Origin of the sequence: Pseudoalteromonas sp. Cn5-37 (assembly GCF_021532495.1) — a bacterium.
Taxonomy (GTDB): Bacteria; Pseudomonadota; Gammaproteobacteria; order Enterobacterales; family Alteromonadaceae; genus Pseudoalteromonas; species Pseudoalteromonas simplex.
In genome coordinates this window covers 13433-35103 of sequence record NZ_JAKGBA010000005.1, presented here as the reverse complement: position 1 = coordinate 35103, position 21671 = coordinate 13433, and the positions used below count along the sequence as shown (strand labels likewise).

Annotated in this window: 15 protein-coding genes; 4 read left to right on the top strand and 11 right to left on the bottom strand. The window is 41.0% G+C overall.

Translation table 11 applies throughout. From position 1 onward, the window contains the following. Positions 1-46: 46 nt before the first annotated feature. The 6 genes from L1266_RS09070 to L1266_RS09045 form a co-directional block, all read right to left on the bottom strand. Positions 47-1450, bottom strand: coding sequence for an efflux transporter outer membrane subunit (locus L1266_RS09070; RefSeq protein WP_235377366.1), 1404 nt, complete (start codon positions 1448-1450; stop codon positions 47-49). After that, complete coding sequence (locus tag L1266_RS09065) at positions 1450-4581, bottom strand: efflux RND transporter permease subunit (protein WP_138599814.1); 3132 nt, start codon at positions 4579-4581, stop codon at positions 1450-1452. The genes L1266_RS09070 and L1266_RS09065 overlap by 1 nt, the downstream gene beginning before the upstream one ends. 12 nt (positions 4582-4593) lie before the next feature. Continuing rightward, positions 4594-5757, bottom strand: coding sequence for an efflux RND transporter periplasmic adaptor subunit (locus L1266_RS09060; protein WP_235377365.1), 1164 nt, complete (start codon positions 5755-5757; stop codon positions 4594-4596). Between the two features lie 213 nt (positions 5758-5970). Beyond that, positions 5971-7059 (bottom strand): 6-phosphofructokinase, encoded by a 1089-nt coding sequence (locus tag L1266_RS09055; RefSeq protein ID WP_235377364.1) that lies wholly within the window; start codon positions 7057-7059, stop codon positions 5971-5973. Between the two features lie 71 nt (positions 7060-7130). Next, positions 7131-7544 carry a hypothetical protein gene (locus L1266_RS09050; protein WP_235377363.1) on the bottom strand — a complete coding sequence of 138 codons (414 nt, stop codon included), beginning with the start codon at positions 7542-7544 and terminating at the stop codon, positions 7131-7133. Positions 7545-7631: 87 nt separating this feature from the next. Beyond that, entirely contained in the window at positions 7632-9326 is a 1695-nt protein-coding gene (locus L1266_RS09045) for a cyanophycinase (protein WP_235377362.1), read from the bottom strand. A 342-nt stretch (positions 9327-9668) separates the two neighbouring features. Between L1266_RS09045 and L1266_RS09040 the strand changes: the two genes are divergently transcribed. The 3 genes from L1266_RS09040 to iadA all read left to right on the top strand — a co-directional run bounded on the left by L1266_RS09040 (position 9669) and on the right by iadA (position 15326). Then, positions 9669-12596 (top strand): TonB-dependent receptor domain-containing protein, encoded by a 2928-nt coding sequence (locus L1266_RS09040; protein ID WP_235377361.1) that lies wholly within the window; start codon positions 9669-9671, stop codon positions 12594-12596. 142 nt (positions 12597-12738) lie between these two features. Continuing rightward, complete coding sequence (yfcC, locus tag L1266_RS09035) at positions 12739-14148, top strand: putative basic amino acid antiporter YfcC (protein ID WP_235377360.1); 1410 nt, start codon at positions 12739-12741, stop codon at positions 14146-14148. A gap of 11 nt (positions 14149-14159) precedes the next feature. Continuing rightward, positions 14160-15326, top strand: coding sequence for a beta-aspartyl-peptidase (gene iadA / locus L1266_RS09030; RefSeq protein ID WP_235377359.1), 1167 nt, complete (start codon positions 14160-14162; stop codon positions 15324-15326). 15 nt (positions 15327-15341) lie between these two features. Here iadA and L1266_RS09025 read toward each other — a convergent pair whose 3' ends face one another. From L1266_RS09025 to L1266_RS09010, 4 genes are all read right to left on the bottom strand, one after another. Continuing rightward, positions 15342-16628, bottom strand: a complete 1287-nt coding sequence (locus L1266_RS09025; protein WP_054552168.1) for a hemolysin family protein — start codon at positions 16626-16628, stop codon at positions 15342-15344. Positions 16629-16766: 138 nt separating this feature from the next. After that, positions 16767-17459 (bottom strand): substrate-binding periplasmic protein, encoded by a 693-nt coding sequence (locus tag L1266_RS09020; protein ID WP_138617338.1) that lies wholly within the window; start codon positions 17457-17459, stop codon positions 16767-16769. A gap of 125 nt (positions 17460-17584) precedes the next feature. Next, on the bottom strand, positions 17585-18694 hold the full coding sequence (locus L1266_RS09015; RefSeq protein WP_235377358.1) for an arginase family protein: 1110 nt from the start codon (positions 18692-18694) through the stop codon (positions 17585-17587). 289 nt (positions 18695-18983) lie between these two features. Beyond that, a complete protein-coding gene (locus L1266_RS09010; protein ID WP_054552165.1) occupies positions 18984-19763 on the bottom strand; it encodes a DUF2189 domain-containing protein in 780 nt (259 codons plus the stop codon). 145 nt (positions 19764-19908) lie between these two features. On the opposite strand from L1266_RS09010, the gene udp reads away from it, so the two are divergent. Beyond that, a complete protein-coding gene (gene udp / locus L1266_RS09005; protein WP_054552164.1) occupies positions 19909-20664 on the top strand; it encodes a uridine phosphorylase in 756 nt (251 codons plus the stop codon). Here the strand turns inward: udp and cdd are convergent. Next, positions 20661-21593 (bottom strand): cytidine deaminase, encoded by a 933-nt coding sequence (gene cdd / locus L1266_RS09000; RefSeq protein WP_235377357.1) that lies wholly within the window; start codon positions 21591-21593, stop codon positions 20661-20663. The genes udp and cdd overlap by 4 nt on opposite strands. Positions 21594-21671 lie beyond the last annotated feature (78 nt).

The window sequence follows — 21671 nt, the reverse complement described above, 5'->3', positions numbered from 1 at the left end:
CAACTAAGAACCTGCAAAACCTTAAATAAATTATGCTTTTGCTGATTTATTGCACAGTATTTTGTGCATTCCAGCCGCCGCCCAGTGCTTTATACAAATTAATTTGGCTCGCCAAATACGCTTGCTTACCCAAAATTAACTGTTGTCCTGCACTGTACCAATTTCGTTGTGCATCCAATACTTGCAAGTAGCTGTCTGCGCCTTTTTGAAAACGCGCATCCGATAAAGTAAAAGATAGCTCATTACTTTGGTACAAATCATTCAGGGCATCTAGCTGGTGCATATAACCTTCACGGTCAGCAAGGGCATCAGAGACTTCTTTAAATGCCTGTTGAATGGTTTGCTCGTAACTGGTTATTGCCATTTCTTGCTGTGCTTTTGCAACATCGAGATTAGCTTGATTGCGACCCATATTAAAAATAGGCAAGTTTACTGAAGGTACAAAACTCCAAGTACCTGAACCTGAATCAAAAAGATTACTCAAGTCAGCAGAAGCTGTACCCGCATTCGCGGTTAAACTGATGCTTGGATAGAATGCCGCTTTTGCCACACCAATATTTGCATTGGCTGCCAATAAATCATGCTCTGCAGCTTTGATATCAGGTCGCTGAGTCAATAGCTCAGACGGTAACCCTACTGGCACATCCGGTAAACTCAGTACATCATCAATATTTTGTGATGGTAGTAAATCCGCAGTGACTGTTTTACCCACTAAAAAGTCGAGGGCATTTTTATCACGCTTTAATAAACGCTGATAGTTTGCGATATCAACTTTCGCGGTTGCTACTGTGCTTTCAAGTTGCGATAGCGTTAACTGAGAAGCAGCACCTAGAGCAAATGTTTTACGGGTTAGCTCTAAAGACTCCTGCTGAGATTTTAAAGTCTCGTTTGCTAAAGCCAATAGCTCTTTGTCAGTCGCATAGTTAAGCCATGCATTCACTAATTCAGAAATCAAACTAATGCGTACACTGGTTAAACTGTATTCTGCAGAATAAAGATTTTGCAAAGCCTGCTCGGATTGGTTGCGTACTTTGCCCCAAAGATCAATCTCATAAGCGGTTAGGCCTACAGTTGCTGAATAGTTTTCAGAGATAGTTGCTTGACCAGTACCAGATAAATCTGCCGGAAGACGCTGACGGGTTCCCGATGCATTGAGATCAATGCTTGGGTAAAGTGCAGAATCTTCAATCTGATACATTGCTCTAACCTGCTGCACATTCAGTGCAGCAGTTTTAATATCTTTGTTGTTTTCAAGCGTTAGCGCAATCAACTGTTGAAGTTGCGCATTACTGAAAAATGACTGCCAATTGAGCGCATTGATATCGCCTGCTGTACCTTGGGTATCATAGTTTTGAGCAACAGGTAATTCACGTTGCTCCATATCTGGCGCCATATTACAGGCAGATAACATAAGTGCAGCAACAGACACTGAGATAAGTTTAGCTTTCATTATGCCTGCTCCTCATTAGTTGATTTTGTTTTGCCTGGGAATACTCGGCGCACCAGTACAAAGAACAGCGGCACAAAGATTACCACAATGGTCGATGACGCAAGCGTACCGCCAATAACAGCAATACCGAGTGCGTTTTGTGCACCTGAGCCTGCACTTGATGCAATTGCCAGTGGTAGTACACCACACACAAATGCCATTGATGTCATAAAGATTGGACGTAACCGTAGACGAATAGCTGCTACCGCGGCATCGACAAGTTTCATACCTTCATCCATTTTATGAATAGCAAACTCTACAATTAAGATGGCATTTTTTGATGCCAAACCTATGGTGGTTAATAGACCCACTTGTAGATAAATATCGTTTGATAAATTAAATACAAATGACGCAATCGACGCACCAAAGACACCAAGCGGTACAATGAGCATAACCGCTGCAGGAACTGACCAGCTCTCATATAACGCCGCTAAACATAGGAATACAACCAATAATGAAAGTGCATAAAGTAATGGCGCTTGACCACCACTTAAACGTTCTTCATATGAAATACCTGTCCATTCGAACGATACACCCGGTGGTAACTTCTTAACCATTTTCTCAACTTCAGCCATCGCTTGACCCGTACTGTAACCCGGTGCAGCAGCACCTTGGATTTCCATCGCTGAGAAGCCGTTATAACGCTCAAGACGCGGTGAGCCATAAGTCCAATAAGAATGAGCAAAGGCAGTAAATGGCACCATGTCACCATTATTGTTACGTACATACCACTCATCTAGGTCTTCTGGCACCATGCGTGATTCTGGCGTACCTTGTAAGTACACTTTTTTCACACGACCACGGTCAATAAAGTCATTTACATAGCTACTACCCCAAGCCGTTGATAACGTATTATTGATATCTGCTTGCGTTAGGCCTAATGCTTCGGCTTTTGCTAAATCAATATCAAGCTCAAGCTCTGGCTTATCTTCTTGACCATTCGGGCGCACACCTGATAACACCGGGTTTTGTGCAGCCATACCTAAAAACATGTTGCGTGCTTCAAGTAGTTTTTCGTGACCTAGACCAACCCTATCTTGTAAGAACAAGGTGAAACCGTTTGCAGTACCAAGCTCAACAACCGCAGGAGGTGGGAAAGCAAACACGAATGCTTCTTTAATGGTTGAGAAGTACCCCATGGCTTTACCTGCAACCGCACCGACGGTTAGATCAGGGCGTTGACGCTCATCCCAGTGTTTTAAACCCACAAAGCCGATTGCCGCGTTTTGACCAGAACCTGCAAAGCTAAAGCCTGTTACCGTAAAGATAGATTTTACCGCTTCTGATTGTTCTTCTAAGAAGTGATGTTCCATCTTTTCAACAACTTTTAACGTTTGCTCTGTTGTCGCACCGGCAGGTAAGCTGACTTGGTTAAATAAAATACCTTGGTCTTCATCTGGTAAGAATGCCGATGGTAATTGTGAGAAAATAAACACCATGCCACCCACGATTAAACCGTAAATAAGTAAATAACGTTTACTGTGCTTGATCATGCGAGACACAAAACCTTGTGTACCCGAGTTCGTTCTGTCAAAACCTCGGTTAAAGCCAAGGAAGAAACGACCAAATAAAGATTTATCGTTATGTACATGACTTGGTTTTAGCATAGTCGCACATAAAGCTGGCGTTAAAATCAATGCAACCAACACTGATAAACTCATCGCAGTTACCAAGGTAATTGAGAACTGGCGATAAATAACCCCTGTTGAGCCAGGGAAGAACGCCATAGGCACGAATACTGCCGAAAGCACCATCGCAATACCAACAAGGGCACCTTTAATTTCATCCATTGATTTACGTGTTGCTTCAAGAGGAGATAAGTTCTCTTCAGTCATAACACGTTCAACGTTTTCAACCACGACGATTGCATCATCTACCAGTAGACCGATTGCAAGTACCATCGCAAACATGGTTAGGGTATTAATTGAGAAGCCAAACACTTGCAAGATAGCAAACGTACCAAGCAATACAACAGGTACTGCAATAGTCGGAATAAGTGTTGCTCTGAAGTTCTGTAAGAATAAGTACATGACCAAGAACACCAGCACAACAGCTTCGATTAGAGTGCTTACTACTTTCTCAATTGAAAGTGATACGAATGGCGTCGTATCGTAAGGAACAACCGTTGTTAAACCTTCAGGGAAGAAAGGCTCAAGTTCAGCAAGAGCGGCTTTTACGCCATCTGCTGTATCAAGTGCATTAGCACCACTGGCAAGCTTAACACCTAAACCTGATGCCGGTTTGCCGTTAAAACGCGCAACAACACCGTAGTTTTCACCACCTAATTCAACATCAGCAACGTCACTTAAACGAACAACTGAACCATCAGCATTGGTTTTTACAAAAATATTTCTAAATTGCTCAGGTGTTTGTAAGCGGCTTTGTGCAGTTACCGTTGCATTTAATTGCTGGCCACTCACCGCTGGCAACGCACCTAATTGACCTGCTGACACCTGCGCATTTTGAGCACTGATTGCAGCACTAATATCAGCAGGAGTTAACGAGTATTTAAGTAACTTTGCTGGGTCTAACCAAATACGCATTGCATATTGAGAGCCAAACAGCTGTACTTCACCTACACCGTTTACACGCGAAATAATATCAAGCACGTTTGATGAAACATAATCACCGATATCGATGTTGTTCATACTACCGTCTTCAGATACAAAGCCTACAACCATTAAGAAGTTACGAGCCGATTTTGCAACCGAGACACCCTGACGTTGTACTTCTTCTGGTAATAACGGTGTTGCAAGCGACAATTTGTTTTGTACTTGAACCTGTGCGATATCAGGGTCTGTATCTGCACTAAAGGTTAAGGTTAATGTCGCAGAGCCGTTAGACTCAGAGGTTGAAGACATGTAGAGCAAGCCATCTAGCCCTTTCATTTTTTGTTCAATAACCTGTGTAACCGTATCTTCTAGAGTACGGGCCGACGCACCAGGGTATGTGGCTTGAATACTAATTGCAGGTGGTGCAATGGATGGATACTGCGCAACCGGCAAACTTCTAATTGCTAAGATACCTGCCAGCATCACAACGATAGCAAGCACCCATGCAAATATGGGCCGATCAATAAAAAATCGTGACATTAAGTTTCTCCGTTACTGGCTGTTAGCTGCTGATTCTGCAGGCATTGCATTGACTGGTGCACCTGGGCGGATTTTCTGTAAACCTTCAACAATTAACTTATCGCCACTGTTTAGGCCGTCTGCCACTAACCAATTTGAGCCGACAGTACGATCAGTTTTAAGTACCCGTGCTTCTACGGTATTGTCTTTGCTTACAACCATGGCTGTAGGCTCACCTTTGGTGTTTCTGCTTACGCCACGCTGTGGTGCTAAAATCGCATCACTTTTCACACCTTCAACAATCACTGCACGAACATACATACCAGGCAACAGTAATTTTTCAGGGTTAGGAAATTCAGCACGCAAGGTTACTGAGCCTGTGCTTGGATCAACAGTTACTTCAGAAAATTGCAGAGTACCTTTATGTTGATAAGTACTGCCGTCTTCCATCTTTAATTCAACTTTTGAATGTAAAGCGGCATCTTTATCAAGCTCACCCGCAGCAATGGCTTTTTTCAAACGTGTTAGTTCACTGCTTGATTGGGTTAAATCAACATAAATTGGGTCTAATTGTGTAATGGTCGCTAATGCTGTTGCTTGATTAGCACTCACAAGGGCACCGGCTGTGACATCTGATTTACCAATTTGGCCACTAATTGGCGCTAATACTTTGCTGTAGTTTAAATTGATTTCAGCGGTTTTAAGCTGCGCTTGAGCCGTTAGTAAATCAGCTTTTGCACCTTTGTATGCTGCATCAGCTTCGTCGTAATCTTGTTGGCTTACAGCTTTGATACTTAATAGCTCTTTATAGCGTTCTGCTTTTGCCTTGGCATTAGCAATACTGGCTTGAGCTTTAGTAATAGCGGCTTTACTAGTCGCTACTTCAGCTTCAAATGTAGATGGGTCAATCTGATATAAAGCTTGGCCTTTTTCAACCTCAGCACCTTCAACAAACATACGAGACTGAATAATACCGTTAACCTGCGGACGAATTTGCGCAATACGTGAAGCAGCCACACGACCCGGTAATTCTTTAGTTAGCGTAAGTGGTTTACTTTGCATCTCAATAACGCCAACAGGAACAGCTTGAGCTGCCTGCGTTTGCCCTTGAGCCGATTCTGATTGGCCGCAGCCTGATAATAAAACAGCACCAGCCAAAGCTGACACTGCAAAAAATGGAATGCGAGAGCGCTGCATGTGTAGTTCCTTAGTTTAGAGTGAACGATCATTCTAAACTAAAAAAGGCACAGATCAACCATCTTTAAAGAACTTTACATTAAATAAAATGCTTGCTTTGACGCATGAATTTTGTTCAATACATAAATTGCGCATTGAATTATTACGAACGTAACTGAGAAAGTTGTTTTAAAACTATTAGTTATGCGAATTGAAGTTATATCAATTCGCAGATTATTCGCCTAAACACATGCCCATTGCGCGGGCACTTGTTATTAAAGGATGTTCTAGAGGGATGACACGATATTCAGAAGTAGCTTCTTTTAAACTGATTGGTTTAATTTCACCGTCTTTACTGACAGGAATAAAACCAAACTGGCCTCTCTTAACAAGTTCGAATGCTTGCACCCCAAACTCTGCTGCAAGCACCCTATCAAACGCATTAGGCGTGCCTCCACGTTGAATATGCCCTAATACGGTTACTCTTACATCAAGGTCAAGCGCTACACGTATTTGTGAAGCAAGCTGCTCAGCAATACCACCTAGTACAGGGTTTTCGTAACCGAGTTCATTTGATTGTTTACTAACAACACCACCAGCAACAGGTTTTGCTCCTTCTGAAATGACAATATTGGCAAATCCGTGGCCTTTATCAAAACGTGATGTTAGTTTGGCTTTAATCGCTTCAATATCGTAAGGAATTTCTGGAATCAGCGCGACTTCAGCGCCGGCGGCAATAGCAGAGTGCAAACAAATCCAACCGGCATCGCGCCCCATTACTTCTGTTACAATCACCCGATTATGACTTTGCGCTGTTGGTATTAATCGATCAATTGCTTCGGTGGCGGTGTCGACAGCAGTCTGAAAACCAATTGTGTAATCAGTGCCATATAAATCATTATCAATGGTTTTTGGTACGCCTACGATATTTAAGCCATGCTCAAATAAATGCTGAGATACCCTATGCGAACCATCACCACCAATATTTATAACGGCATCAAACCCAAGTTGCTTAATAATACTGATTAACTCATCAGAGCGGTCAATAAACACTTGTTCGCCTGCTATTTCAGCAGGAAAAGCGGTTGGATTCCCTTTATTAACAGTTTCGAGAATTGTTCCACCACGAACATGAATACCCGCCACCACTTCACTAGTTAAGTGTATAATATCATTTGGCTTTTCAAGCACACCACAGTAAGCTCTTCGGCTACCATACACCTGCCAATTGCCATCATGCTCGGCTGCTTTAACCACCGCTCTGATCACCCCATTAAGCCCAGGGCAATCACCCCCACTTGTTAATAGCAGTAATTTTTTCATTGTGTTACCAACTTGGTTTACTGATTAATTAGAGATTAGCTTATATGTTGAACTTTCGCGTATGACTTACATCAACTAAAGTTCGGTTTCTTATGAGTAGAGAACAGCGCCACAAAAAGCACTAGTAATACATACTTAGGCAGACTAGTCAGTAAAGTAGTTTTATCAATATTTGCAGAAAAGGTGTTAACTGCAAAATATAAATGCAGCGCTAAAAATGGTGTCAGCAATATAAAGTATGAATACGCTTTATCTCTAAGGTACAGGGACTTACTAATGAGTAAAAATACTAAAAGTAAAGCTAATAAAGGAAGGCCTAAAGTAACGATATCAACCATTGATAAAGCAAAGTTAGGTGACAAGTCATAAAGGGCTGAAAGTACTTCGGTTGGAATCGCAATAGCTGAACCATAACCTATGACTGATATAGATAAATAGGCAAATAAACAGCCAAAAATAAATAAAAGTAGTACGTTATATTTCATAACCCCATTCCATGGTTTGTTCATTATTAGTCTTACGCTAACTAATAATGAACAAATAATCCACTACTTTTTCAGTACCTTACACCCTTAAAATGTCTTAACTTTAAAGGCTAGGTTTTCTACCGCACAGCCTGTACTACTGGTGTTTACACGGTAATAATGAGTATTGTCAGTGGCATTTAAATCCAATAAAAACTCATCATGCTGAGCGACTGCTTGTTGCTCTTGTGTTAAGCACATAGCTTGTACAAGCGAACGTAATTTAGCATCTGAAAATATAGTGCCAAAACGCTGCATCGGCAGTGGCGGAATTTTAATACTAGGGAGTGCATTATCAACAGTTCGTTTAGCTAGAGTAAAACCATCCTTTGTTACATCAATAACTGCACCAGCAGGCCAATAACTGATTGCTCCGTTATTTTTAGCGTTAGATTTAACATGCACGACACCGCTTTTACCAATCACCGTCATTAGTGCGGTTTCACCAGCTCGAATTGATACAAGGGCGGTGGTCTCATCAATGCCAAAACCATGCTGTTGCCCGGTATCTGCCAGTAATCTTGCCAAACGCATTGTTCTGTTGCGCTCGCTAAAGTGTGTATCAAGAACACCATAAGTAAAGCTGCCAAGCCCACCTTGTTTTTCATAGGTAAGACTATCAGCCGAAAGCTTATCACCGCATTCATTTTCACAGCGCTCACTCGGCGCAGACACCGCAAACGCGCCTTCTCTCATTGCCGCTAAACTTGCACCATTTGAAATCATCGGCACTGTGCCATAGGCATTTTTACCACCACTTTGCACCGCTGTACCTGCGCTTGTACCTACCAGTAATGGTCTTTGTAAAATTGAGTGAGTCCAAGGATATTGCTTACCGTTTTCATCAAACAGTACTTTTCTGGTTAAACTCTGATCGCCACCGTTAAACATAATACCCGTCGCGTTTTCAATCAGTTTAACTAAATGATCGACCCCTTTATCACAAAGCGCTTTTTCGGCCTTAATTCGATCAGGGTAAATTACCTCACGATTAAAAACGCCCATAGAGTCAGTACGTAAAGAATCCAAACTGTCACATTGCTTACTGGTAATCGCTTTTGCTAAGGCGGGTGTTAGAGGTAACCAGCTTGATTCAACACCAGTAAAGTTTAATAACCCTTCATAAAAGTCAGCTGATTCATATGGATCTCTGCTTGAAGCCGTTACCGCTAAAATTATTGGTGATTTGGTGGTTGTTTTTAATGAAGCAGCAACAAAGTCTAAAATATCATTGGCTGCACGTTCGTTATTATCGCTTGTACTGACCTGCTCTTTTTGACGGGTCGAATCTGTATTTAATACAGCCACTTCAAGTGAGTCTATGACAAAGTTGTATTCTGAATCAGTAAGCTCGTTTAGTAACTTGTTATCTAAATCACGCCATGCCCATAAAATATCACTTTTAGTGATCACACCTGACTTTTGACGTGCAATCTGTGCTAATACCTTAAGCGTTTGCTGACGATTTTTTTTGTTCTTGGTTGGCCAATTTGTCTTTATTGCAGATAAAGCATCATTATTTAATCGATATTGATTAGTCTGTTTACCACTAATCTGTTTATTCGAAAGACAATTTTTAGGGCTCATACTTGAACAGGTGGTCAAAGATCCGCCAACTAAAACTAGCGTTTGCTGTTGTTCACTTGCATAAACTTTGCCGCCAAATGATGCGAAAAACAAACTAAATACCAAAGAAAAAGCTGAAGTTTGATATTTAGTCTTTTGCTCCTTAAGGATGTTCATATTGTTACACTCTTGTAAAAAAATATTAGAAAATTGCTTGCGCAGCTTTTTGTTGCTTGCTATAAAAAAAAGGAACATTTAAAAACGCGAGTAAGCTAGCACTGTATCGCTAGCTTTGTCAAAAGACCTTACGGATTGGAATTATGTTGAAAAACGCATTATCGCTTTGCACATATTTCTACTCTCCACACTACCTTTCGGAGTGGTTTGACGAGTAGCCACACCTCACTTCCTGTGAGGGGCTAGTTGTGTCTATAACCCACTGCCCTGTCTAAAAATTATAACAATTATTCAAAACGTCACGGTTTTGCCGTGTGTTTTTTAAGACAAAGGTAAATCAATATGTTTCGTCAGTTATCAATTGCTGTAGCAATCAGTGCTGTGCTGTGCCCAGTACAAACTGTGTATGCTCAAAACGACCAACAATCAGAAAAAATTGAACGAGTAGAAGTAACAGGATCACGAATTAAAGGGGTTGATTTAGAAGGAACCATCCCGCTTACCGTGCTTGACCAAGATGCAATCAAGCGCTCAGGAGCGAACACTATTCATGAATTATTGAAAGATTTATCGGTTTTTAAAGGCGGTTCCGGTACCTTTTCAACATCTGAAAGTGGTGGTACATCAACCTCAACGCCAGCGGGTCAATCCGCTGCAAGCTTAAGAGGTATGGGTCCCTCAGCCACATTAACACTCATTAATGGCCGCCGTGTTGCACCAAGCTCGTTTGCGGCAGGCACTGAAAACTTTGTTGATGTAAATTCAATTCCGCTTGCTGCAATCGAGCGCATTGATATTTTAGCCACTGGCGCATCAGCAATTTATGGAGCTGATGCGGTAGCCGGTGTTATTAACTATATTCTCAAAGATGACTATCAAGGAGCTGAAGTAAACACTTCTTACACCAATAGCTTTGACAGTCATGACGAAGCTAAGAAGCAACTTAACTTAGTCTACGGAACCAATATCGGTGAAAGTAACTTAACGGTATTTGCTGATATTTACGACCGCAATGCCTTTAAAGCGACCGACAGAAGTTATACAGCAACGCCTAATCTAGTAAATGGTTACTCATATTTACCGAAACTTGAGAACTCACCAAACATTTATTACTTCAGCAGCCGAGATGGCAATGAACTACCAGCCCCAAACTGTAAAACAGAGCTTGTCACGACTGAGTATGGTGAGCAAATTTGTGCTTACTATGCAAACCAAGATGATTACCTAGAAACCCCATTTGAAAGCCTATCAACTGGCTTTATGTTCAACAGCACCTTAGGTGATTTAGATTGGCATACCGATTTCTTCTATAGCCAAACTAAATCAAAAGCCTATTCATCACCTGCACCAATCAATCAAATAAACGACGATGATGGTCCGTTTATCATAGAAGATGCGCTATTCATTTATGATAACGCTGATGGCAGTAACGACTTAATGGACCAGCTTTATATTGATCCATTTACCACTCAAGCGGGTCGAGATGTGTATGGCTTTGCATTTGATGCACGTTTTAATTCACCACGAACTGTTGAAGTTGAAACTAAAAACTTTCGCTTAGTCAGTAGCCTAGCCGGTTACATTGGTGACTGGAGTTGGGAGTCAGGTGTAACATTTTCTCGTTCTAAGTCAGAGCAAGAAGCGATTGATGGTATTTACAACCGCTACCAATTTCATGCTGCAATCACTGGTGAATTATGCTCCGACGGTTCATTAGCTACATTTGATGGAACTCAGCTCAATTGTGCGCAAGGTCAGTTAATGCCATTCTACAACCCTTTTTTACAGGGTGATGCTAATAATGATGCGGTGCTTGAGCTTGCAAAAGCAAACCCAAGTAGAAGTGGTGAAAGTACAGTCTACGGATGGGATTTAAACTTTAATGGCGATTTATTTACATTTAATGAGTTACCCATTTATGCTGCATTTGGTATTGAGGCTCGCCGAGAAGAGTTAAAAGATATTCCGTCTTTAGACTCTCAAGCGCGTGCTGAAAATGGTTATTTAGTCGACGTTTTTGGTTTTGGCTCGAGCTTATCAGAAGCAGACCGCACACAGTACGCTGCATTTGTAGAGTTGAATATGCCAGTTACTGAGCAGCTAGAATTGCAAATTGCTGGTCGTTACGATCATTACGATGACTTTGGTGGAACATTTAACCCTAAAGTGGGTTTAAGCTACCGCCCTTCAGATTCTCTAATTATTAGGAGCTCTTGGTCAACGTCGTTTAGAGCACCATCATTAACTCAAGCTGGCGTAAAATTACGGACCACACAATCAAGCTTTGATTGCGGCGCAAATCAGGCTGTTGCAGATTTATACTGTATGGGTGATGGTACAGAAGTCAGTGTTAACAGCCTAGAGCTTGGTAATCAAGCACTCAAAGCCGAGGAATCTGAAGCGCTCAGCATTGGCTTTGCATGGAGTCCATCTGTAAATACCAACCTAACTGTCGATTATTGGCATTTTGATCATGAGCAAGTCATCGATACCAATATGACTGCCGTGCTAGATAGAGCAATTACGGACGCGTCTCTTCGTCACTGTGGCTTAGTACCACAAGGACAACAAGGTATTTCATACGAGCAGCAGCTGTGTGAAGTAACCGATAATGCAGGCCTTAATATCGAAAGTGATGGCGCTAATCTTTCAGAGATCCTAACAAACTATATTAGTGAATTTAATCCGCGAGAAGATGAGCTATTCCTGCCGCTATTTAGAGACCATGTTATTCCACTGGAAAATACCGGCACACAAACCTTAGCGGGAATCGACTTTAAGTTCGATCATCGTTTTCTTTTTGCACAAGGTAACTTAACGCTCGCTTTTGATGGTACACACTATTTAGAGTTTGAGAGAAATAAACCCGGTTCAGATGCAATCGAAAAGCTAATCGGCACTTATCGCTACCCTGAAAATGTTGGCAGATTCTCTATCGATTGGGATGCCGAGAGTTATTACATAAATCTAGGTGCCAATTATACCAGTAGCTATGAGGATGATATTGAAGGGCTTCGAGGCCGTGAAATAGACGAGCTAGAAGAACTTGGCGAGCTTAATGATGAGTTAAAGCGTGATGTTGATGACTGGCTAGTATGGGATTTATCAGCCGGGTATTTTATCAATGATGCTTTATCAATCCGTGCTCGTATCGATAATATCTTCGATAAAGAACCGCCTAAACTATATGGTTCAAGTCGAGGTTTTGATTCTATAAACCATAATGCTTATGGCAGTCGCTATACGTTAAGTTTGAGCTATCGCTTTTAGCAAGGTATGGGCGGCTTAATAGTCGCCCACACTTTTGAGCTTACGTTATCTTAAACTAACGACTCTCAGTATTAATCTTTGTTAGCAAGGGCTACAATACCTTGCTTATCTTATAAATGTCGAATGACCTTTAAGTGACTTTATGAAAAACAAACAGTTTGCGATGCCAGATGCGAGCATCATTTTGTTGTACGTCGCAGTTATCGCCTATTTTGCCAGCCTATTTATAACCCCCGGTGTATTTAATGCCGAAAAAGATAGCCATAGCGTTGAACTATCACAATACCAAACAGCCTCAGATCATGCCCCGCCAGCATTATTTGCAGAAGGTGGTGAAATTGGCCTCGCTAATGTCTTATTTGAAGGATTAGTGTCAGGTGATAAATATGGCGCAGCGATTGGTGTAATGGCGTTTATTTTAATCACTGGCGGTGCGTTTGGGATTATCTTAAAAACCGGTGCGATAAATAACGGCATAATGGCACTGATCAACAAAACACAACATATTGAGTGGGTATTCATTCCTCTCTTGTTCGTGCTTTTCTCTTTAGGTGGTGCGGTTTTCGGCATGGGTGAAGAAGCCATTGCCTTTTGTATTGTGTTATTCCCGATTATGAAACAACTTGGCTATGACGCAAAAGTGACGGTATTAACAACCTATGTTGCCACACAAATTGGCTTTGCTACCTCATGGATGAACCCATTTAGCATTGCCATAGCTCAATCAATTGCTGAAATTCCCGTTTTTTCTGGCGCAGGGTTCAGAATGGTTGCTTGGCTTGTTTTTACTTCATTTGGCCTTGTATTCACTATTCGCTATGCCAACTCTATCAGAGCCACTAAACAACAATCTAACCAACACCAAGACAGCTCTATTAGTTTAGATACTGCAGATAAACTAATCTTACTAACTTTTATTGCAGGCATTGTTTGGGTTATTTGGGGCGTAATGGCGAGGCAGTTTTATATTCCTGAATTAGCAGCGCAATTCTTTTGCCTAGGTATTGCTTGTGCTGTAATCGCCAGCCTATTCAAAAAACAAACTGCCAATGAAAGCGCAAACGCATTTAAAGAAGGTGCTCAAGAGCTCTTACCTGCAGCACTTTTAGTGGCACTTGCAAAAGGCGTTATTTTAATACTTGGCGGTAGTGACTTAACCTCGCCTTCAACTCTAAATACCTTGCTGTACTACAGTGCCACCAGCATTTCAGTTGTACCCGACTATATTGCGGCTTGGGGCATGCTATTATTTCAAAGTGTATTTAACTTCTTTGTTTCGTCAGGCTCTGGACAAGCAGCCATAACAATGCCGCTAATGTCACCGCTCGGTGATTTATTAAATATATCACGTCAAATTGTGGTGTTAGCATTTCAGTTGGGTGATGGTTTAACCAATATTTTTATTCCGACTTCTGCTAGTCTCATTGGCTGTTTAGGTATTGTTAAATTAGATTGGAGTGAATGGGCACGTTTTATTTGGCGCTTCACTTTAGCTTTGTTTGGCCTTGCTAGCTGCTTTATTTTTCTCGCACACTTTATTAACTATCAGTAAAAGATTTAATTATGTTAACACTTATAAAAGGCGCAGACGTTTTCGCCCCCTCACCTTTAGGCACTCAAGATGTTCTTATTGCTGGCGGAAAAATAGTTGATATACAGCCTGAAATCACCATCGATACTTATCAGAGGATTACCACAGTCGATGGCACTCATTGTATTTTAGCCCCAGGGTTTGTAGATTCACTCGTTCATATAACTGGCGGAGGCGGCGAAGCTGGCTTTGCAAGTAGAACACCTGAAATGAACCTGACTGATGCAACATTGCATGGCACAACAACCGTTATTGCAGCCCTTGGCACTGACTCAAGTAGCCGAACTCATAGTAACCTGATTGCTAAAGCAAAAGAGCTGAAAGAGCTTGGGCTCAACGTGTTTTGTCATTCGGGCTCATATCATTTACCTGCGAAAACACTGACAGGCTCAGTCACCAGCGATCTAATGTACATTGATGAGTTTATTGGTGTGGGTGAAGTTGCTATATCTGATCATCGTAGTAGCCAACCCACGGTACAACAGCTGGCAGAGCTTGCCGCTGAGGCAAAAGTGGCAGGCATGTTAAGTGGTAAAAAAGGCACTGTCAGCATTCATGTTGGCCCTGTTGATACACATTTATCGTTATTACATGAGGTTGATAAGCTAACCGATATTTCGCTGGCACAATTTTACCCAACTCACATGAATCGAAATATCGACTTACTTAATGCTGGGGTAGAGTTTTGTAAAGCCGGTGGCACTATCGATTTTACAACAAGTACAACCGAGTATGACCTTGCTCATGGTGAATACTCTGCCGCACACGCACTCGCTTATTGCCTAGAGAATAAGGTCGACCCAACAAAACTAACCATGAGCTCAGATGGCCATGCAAGCTTACCTATTTTTGACAAAAGCTATAATCTGCTTGGCCTTGAAGTAGGTAAAGAGTCTACATTGCATGGTTCGTTTGTAGAAGCAGTGCAAAAATATAATGTTTCGATTGAACACGCTTTAATGGCGATTACATCAAACCCTGCACAGATACTGGGTATCAATAAAGGTGTCATTAAACAAAATGCAGATGCCGATTTTGTGCTACTTAATAAAACAACGCTTGCGCCAACAGAATGCTGGTCAAAGGGTGTTCATATGGTAAGCAAAGGTAACGCCCTTGTGAAAGGCGCCTTTGAGTAAGGCCGCATCGGCGGCCTAAACAGTATCCGAAATGCGAGTAACGAGTAGTTGCTCGACTTTCACTCCTTCAACATCGACAACTTCAAACTTATAGCCACCAAAATTAATAAACTCAGCGCGTTTAGGCAGGCGTTTCATGGTGTAGATCAAAAACCCTGCGACTGTTTCGTAATGAGATTGCTCAGGGAACTCTTCAATTTCAAGTACCTTAGCAAGCTCAACCACAGGTGTTAAACCATCGACCAGCCAAGATGAATTATCACGTTGAATAATTAACTCTTCGCCTTGATGACTAATTAAATCCCCCATAAAGCCTTTCATTAAATCTTTGACAGTGACAATACCTACCATGAGTGCATACTCGTTAACCACAACGGCAAATGGTTCAGCCGCTTTTTTGAATGTGTTTAAAGCTTCAGACAAACTCAATGTTTCTGGAAGATAAAAAATATCTTGGCTTATCAATTCATTATCAATTTCGGCGCTTTGCCCTTTAAGTACTTTGCGCAAAATATCTTTTGATTCAACTGAACCTATTAGTTTATCTAAATTACCATCACAGACTAAAAAGTGGTTATGTGGATGTTCGATAATTTTGGTCGCCACTTCTTGAGCATCAGCTTTAACATCAAAATAGACAATTTGATCACGAGGGGTCATTACACTCGATAAAAAACGCGCTTCTAAATCGAATACATTGCCAATTAACTCATATTCTTGTTGCTGTAAGCTACCGTACTCTGCCCCTGCATCCATCATCGCCACAATGTCTTCTGTCGTAACAATGTCTTCTCGTTCAGCGGGTACTTTAAACGCGCGCAAAATCAGGTTGGTAATTCCATTAAAGAAAACGACAAAGGGTGTTAGCGCAAAAGTTACCCAGCGCATTATAGAAACCACATTAACTGCAACGGCTTCCGGCATAATCATCGCTAACCGTTTAGGTAATAAGTCAGCAAATAGAATAAACAAAGAGGTAATACTCAAAAACGAAATCAAAAAGCTGATTTGACTTAGTAAAGGTCCTTGGTAAATCATACCTAAGATTTGTTCGATATAAGGCGATAATGCTTGCTCACCAACAATACCACCCAAAATGGCAATTGCATTTAGGGCAATTTGTATCATGGCAAAGAAAGCACCAGGTTGCTCTTGCAACGCCAGCACCGCTTGGGCTTTAGAACTCCCCTCGTCCACCATTACTCGTAATTTAATCTTGCGTGATGCTGCTATTGCAATTTCGCTCATAGCAAACAACGCACTGATCAGAATTAAAATAATAATAATGAGTAAGTCACTCATTGTAACTCCTAACATTTAAACGCATTCAGGGTGTTGAATGCAAACAACTTTTTGCTCGTTTTGCTAGCTAGAGTTTGGCGAGAATGGACAAAAAGCAGCTGATTATAGCCGCTTTATTACAATCAACAAGTGCTATTTTTAATCGTAATCAGCAAAGGCTTTACTTAACTTCTCAAGCCATGCAGTGTTCATATTTTTATTACAAGCAAAATATAAGTCAGGATTAACAACAGGAATACTAAACACTGGTTTTAGTGAGTTGAGTGTAGAGTCTTTTTGTAATTCAAAATCAAATTGTTGATCACTTAAAACGACTAAATCTATGCTCGTTCGACGACTTTTTAACACATCATAAATATTGTCAAAACTATCAAGTAATATCAGCTGATTTGTTTCATCAAAGCCATGTTCTTTTAAGAAAATATGAGAGTAATTATCTTTTAGCACCGCAATACGGTATTGCTTAGCTTGTTGTAAATTACTAATTGAAATTTGCTGAAAATTAAACGAATAAAATGAAGCAGAGAAACGTCCAAGTTTTGACAACCAGATAAAATCACGCTCCCTAGCAGGTAATCTAGCTATTGAGAATATACATGTATTTTCATCTCTAAGAGCCGCGTTGTAAGAAACAGACCAAGGGTTCACAGAAATTTCATAGTTGATGTTACTTTGCTTGAGCGATGTTAGTACTTTATCAACTACAGTCCCCACTAACTCACCATTCTCATCTTGATACTGTAACTGCGGTAAATTTTCAGTGACCACTGTAATTGCAGAGAATACAGGTAGAGACACTAGTAAATAAAGTAAGATAAAGAGCTTATGCATAGTCGCTATACCGGAAATTATAATTATTTTTTATACAAATATAGCGCGAGGTGATGAAATTTGAAATGTAAAATAGAAATAAACAATTAGCGGAAACTAAGTTTCCGCTAATATTGCAAAATGAATTACTTATTCATTGCACCAATCAAAAATGCAGAGATTTTAGCACCTTCTCTGAGTGTCGTTTCAGAACTTGTTTGGCCGATTAGTGAGCTGTCGGTGAATGGCGCGATTTCCATCATATCAGCACCTGTAATTGGGAACTCGTCAGCCAATGCAACAAGAATGTCTAATGCATGCTGAGGTGTTAAGCCACCGGCTTCTGGTGTTCCTGTCGCTGAAGCAAAGCTTTCATCAAGCGCATCAATATCAAAGCTCACATAAAGCTCATCAACATTATCTGCTTTGAGCTGTGCAATCACTTCATCAGCAACTGCTTTAGCGCCACGTTCGATAATTTCGTGGGCCCAATGTTGTTTAACACCAAACGTGTCTTCCCAATGTTGCTTAGGCTTACCACTAGAGCGGATACCAAATTGAATTAGGTTACGTGGCGCTGGTAAGTACTCAAGAATATGTGTACACCAAGAACCAAAGCATAAATCAATACCAAGACGCTCTACTAATAAATCTGTATGAGCATCAAAGTGAATGATTGCAGTGCGTTTGCCAGCATCACGTTTTGCTTTTAAGTAAGCTTTAGTTAGCGGGTAGCTAATTGAGTGGTCGCCACCGATACCAAAAATACCCTTATCAGGGTAGTTCGCATAAAAGCCGTCACAGACATCTTCTGTGATAGACAAAGGTGATACATGGTATTCACTGTTTTCATCAGCATATAACGCTTTTTGGCAGTTTGTGATGGTCGCATCGTTAAGGTATTTATCATGCAGTAAATGTGGAATCACACGCACATCACCTAAATCAAAAGCGCGTGCTTGCGGTTGTTGATCAATCAAGGTAGAGCGTAAAAAAAGAGGTCCCCAGTTAGCACCACGTAATATACCACCGCCGCAGTCAGAGCTAATACCTAAAATAACGGCTTTGTGCTCAGACTCTGCCAATGTTTCAAGTGACTCTTTCCAAAGCACATCAACATTATCTGTTTGACCGTATAATTTAGTACGCAGCGCATCTTTACGCTCTTTTGCTGTATTTACTGTAAATACACCATCGCCAGGAGGACAAAGACACTGACTTAGTTTTTCGTGGAATGCTTTTTGTGTGTTACTCATCTCTACTCCGCTGATCATTGTCTGCATATTCATGCGTAAACAAAAAACTTACGCAATCAGTTTTGTGTATAGTTAAGATTTTTAAGACTCAACAATCACTTGCTCAACCGAATCTATAACTCACTGATATTGAAAGATTATATTTTTAATGCAGAAAAATTTAAACTGCTCTAGTCAAATAAGAGCGCTGTATTTTGGCAGGTATAACATGCGCGAAAAGAAAGTCAAATTTTGCGGCAACCGAGTCGATTGCCGCTATAGATTTATATTCAAACGAAGTGAATACTCATTATTCGTAGCCTCTTGGCTTCTTGGTTTTGATAACAGCAATGTATGCATGCCAACTGGCGTAGCTTAATAAAGGCATAATCACAATAAACCCAGCAGTGCCTGTAATAAAACCAACAAACACTAAACAGAGTATTATCCCAGCCCAAACAACCATGGCAGCAAAATTGGTTTTAACCGCGTTCATCGAAGAAATTACCGCAGTCATGATATCAACTCGGCGCTCCATCATAATTTGCGGGGTAAACGCAGAGATAGCAAATACAGTGACAAGTAAAATACCACCAACAATACTACCGAGCGTTAAAAACGCCGATAATTGCTCAAAACTTGGATTGACAACATTCGGATATAGGGCGTGGATGAGCGCAGCTAAACGCATCCAAACAATCATAATCACCATTAGTAACACCGCAAAGCCCCATTCACCTGCTGGGTTTCTAAACATCGATTTAAGGCTATGCATTAGAGTAGGTTTATGGCCTTTTTCAAGCTCCCACGCCACATCATAAAGGCCAGCAGCAAAGGCAGGGCCTATTAATGCAAAGCCAACCACAGCAGGCAAAATAACTAAGTGCGTATCAAACTGATATACAAAATACATAATTGTCGCTGGTATCAAGGTAAATACTAATCCGTAGACAAGGCTCAGTATTGGCGCATTAGCGATGTCCTTAAATGCAAGTGCTAACCAATGAAACGGTGCAGATGCAGATATTTGAGAGCTCTCTAAACAACGAGCAAATTCGTGATTTTTGTTCATAGAAGATGATGCTGGCATAATGTATCCTCATTAAAGGTGACATCTTTAGGTTTAGGTTAACTGTGCAATTCTTGCAACATTGTTAAGTTAATCGGACATCTGTCCTGTACTTTAAACACATATGATTAAAGTATTACGCTTTAGACAAAAATAAGGTTTAATAATGGAAAAGGTATTTCACTTAGGGATCACACGTGACGACTTAAAAGGGGCAACTCTTGCTATCGTACCTGGCGATCCTGACCGCTCAGCACGCATTTCTACGCTTCTTGATAACCCTGAATGCTTAGCGAAGACTCGTGAATTTCATGTTTACCGTGGTGAGCTAAACGGCCACAGTGTTGTCGTTTGTTCAACCGGTATTGGCGGCCCATCTACTTCAATTGCTGTTGAAGAGCTTGCTCAGCTAGGTATTGATACCTTTTTGCGAATTGGCACGACCGGTGCTATTCAGCCGCACATCAATGAAGGCGACATTTTAATTAGCCAAGCATCTGTTCGATTAGATGGCGCAAGCCAGCATTTTGCACCACTAAGCTACCCTGCTGTGTCTGACTTTTTTGCTACACAAGCAATGGTCAATGCATGTGATAAATTAGGAATTAATTTCCACATTGGTATTACTGCATCAAGTGACACATTCTACCCAGGTCAAGAGCGTTACGATACTTATTCAGGTTATGTTCCGCGCTCATTCCAAGGCAGCTGTGAAGAGTGGCAAAAACTAGGTGTGATGAACTACGAGATGGAATCAGCAACACTATTTACTATGTGTGCTGCCCTTGGCTTACGCGCAGCATGTGTTGCAGGTGTTTTAGTAAATCGTACTAAACAAGAGATTCCGAATGTTGACCACGGCGAGATTGAGAAAAAATCAGTCGCCGTCGTCATTGAAGCTGCAAAACTATTGCTTAATTAAGCGTTACTTAATTTCGCAATATAGTGCTCAAATGCTGGTGGGTTTGCAAAGCTTGCCAGCACAGATTTAGCCACCTCATATTGATTTTCTGCCCCTTGTGTTTCTAACAAGGTTATCGACTTAACTGTTTTATCATCAAAGCTTAAACCCGCAAGATAAAACTGACTCAATGCACTTTGTAATGGCGAAAGGCTTGGACTATAGGCAGCATTTTCGGCATAGCTTCCGTAAAAATCCCCTTCGGTAAATGTACTTAATTTAACAGCACTAAAATTACCTGTGTATGGCACATATGCATTGAGTGCTAATTGAATAAGTTTTGCGTCATCAATGGTAAGGTCGGCAAATTGTTTATCACTTTGCTTATGCGAAAATAAACACGCATCATTACCTAAATCTTTCGGGCCAAATGAATAAGGTAATAACTCATGAAGGTTAAAGTCACGCTCTGGCAATAAAATCTCAAGTGAGTCTGCAGTACTCAATTCATTCATAAATTGACGGCAATAGCCACAAGGAGCGTCACTGATTGCAATTCTTTGTACTGCTTGCGCGCCATTAAGCCATGCATTATTAATCGCTGATTGCTCAGCATGAACGACTAAACTCAAGGCTTGATGAGAAAACTCAACATTAGCGCCAAAATAGAAATTTGTTTCGTCTTGCTCATTTAACCCAACTGCAATAGCGCCCACGTAGAATTTAGAAATAGGCGCCACAGAAAATAAACTTGCGACGGGTACACAGGCTTTTAGTAACTCAAGTTGGCTAACTTGAAACTGCTGACAAAGAGAAGAAATATCTGTTTGAGATAAGATGCCACGTTGCTGTTTAAGCTGGGCAAAAAGAGAATTTTTTTGTTGATCATTGAAGCTAAACGGCTCTGAATTTTGAGCTAGTTTGCTTGCATCTATCCTAGTTGCTGTCATAACAAATTATAATTATTAATTGGCTAAACAGTTTAAAAGGTTACGTAATGAATTGCTAGGTTTTGGCGGTAAACATCA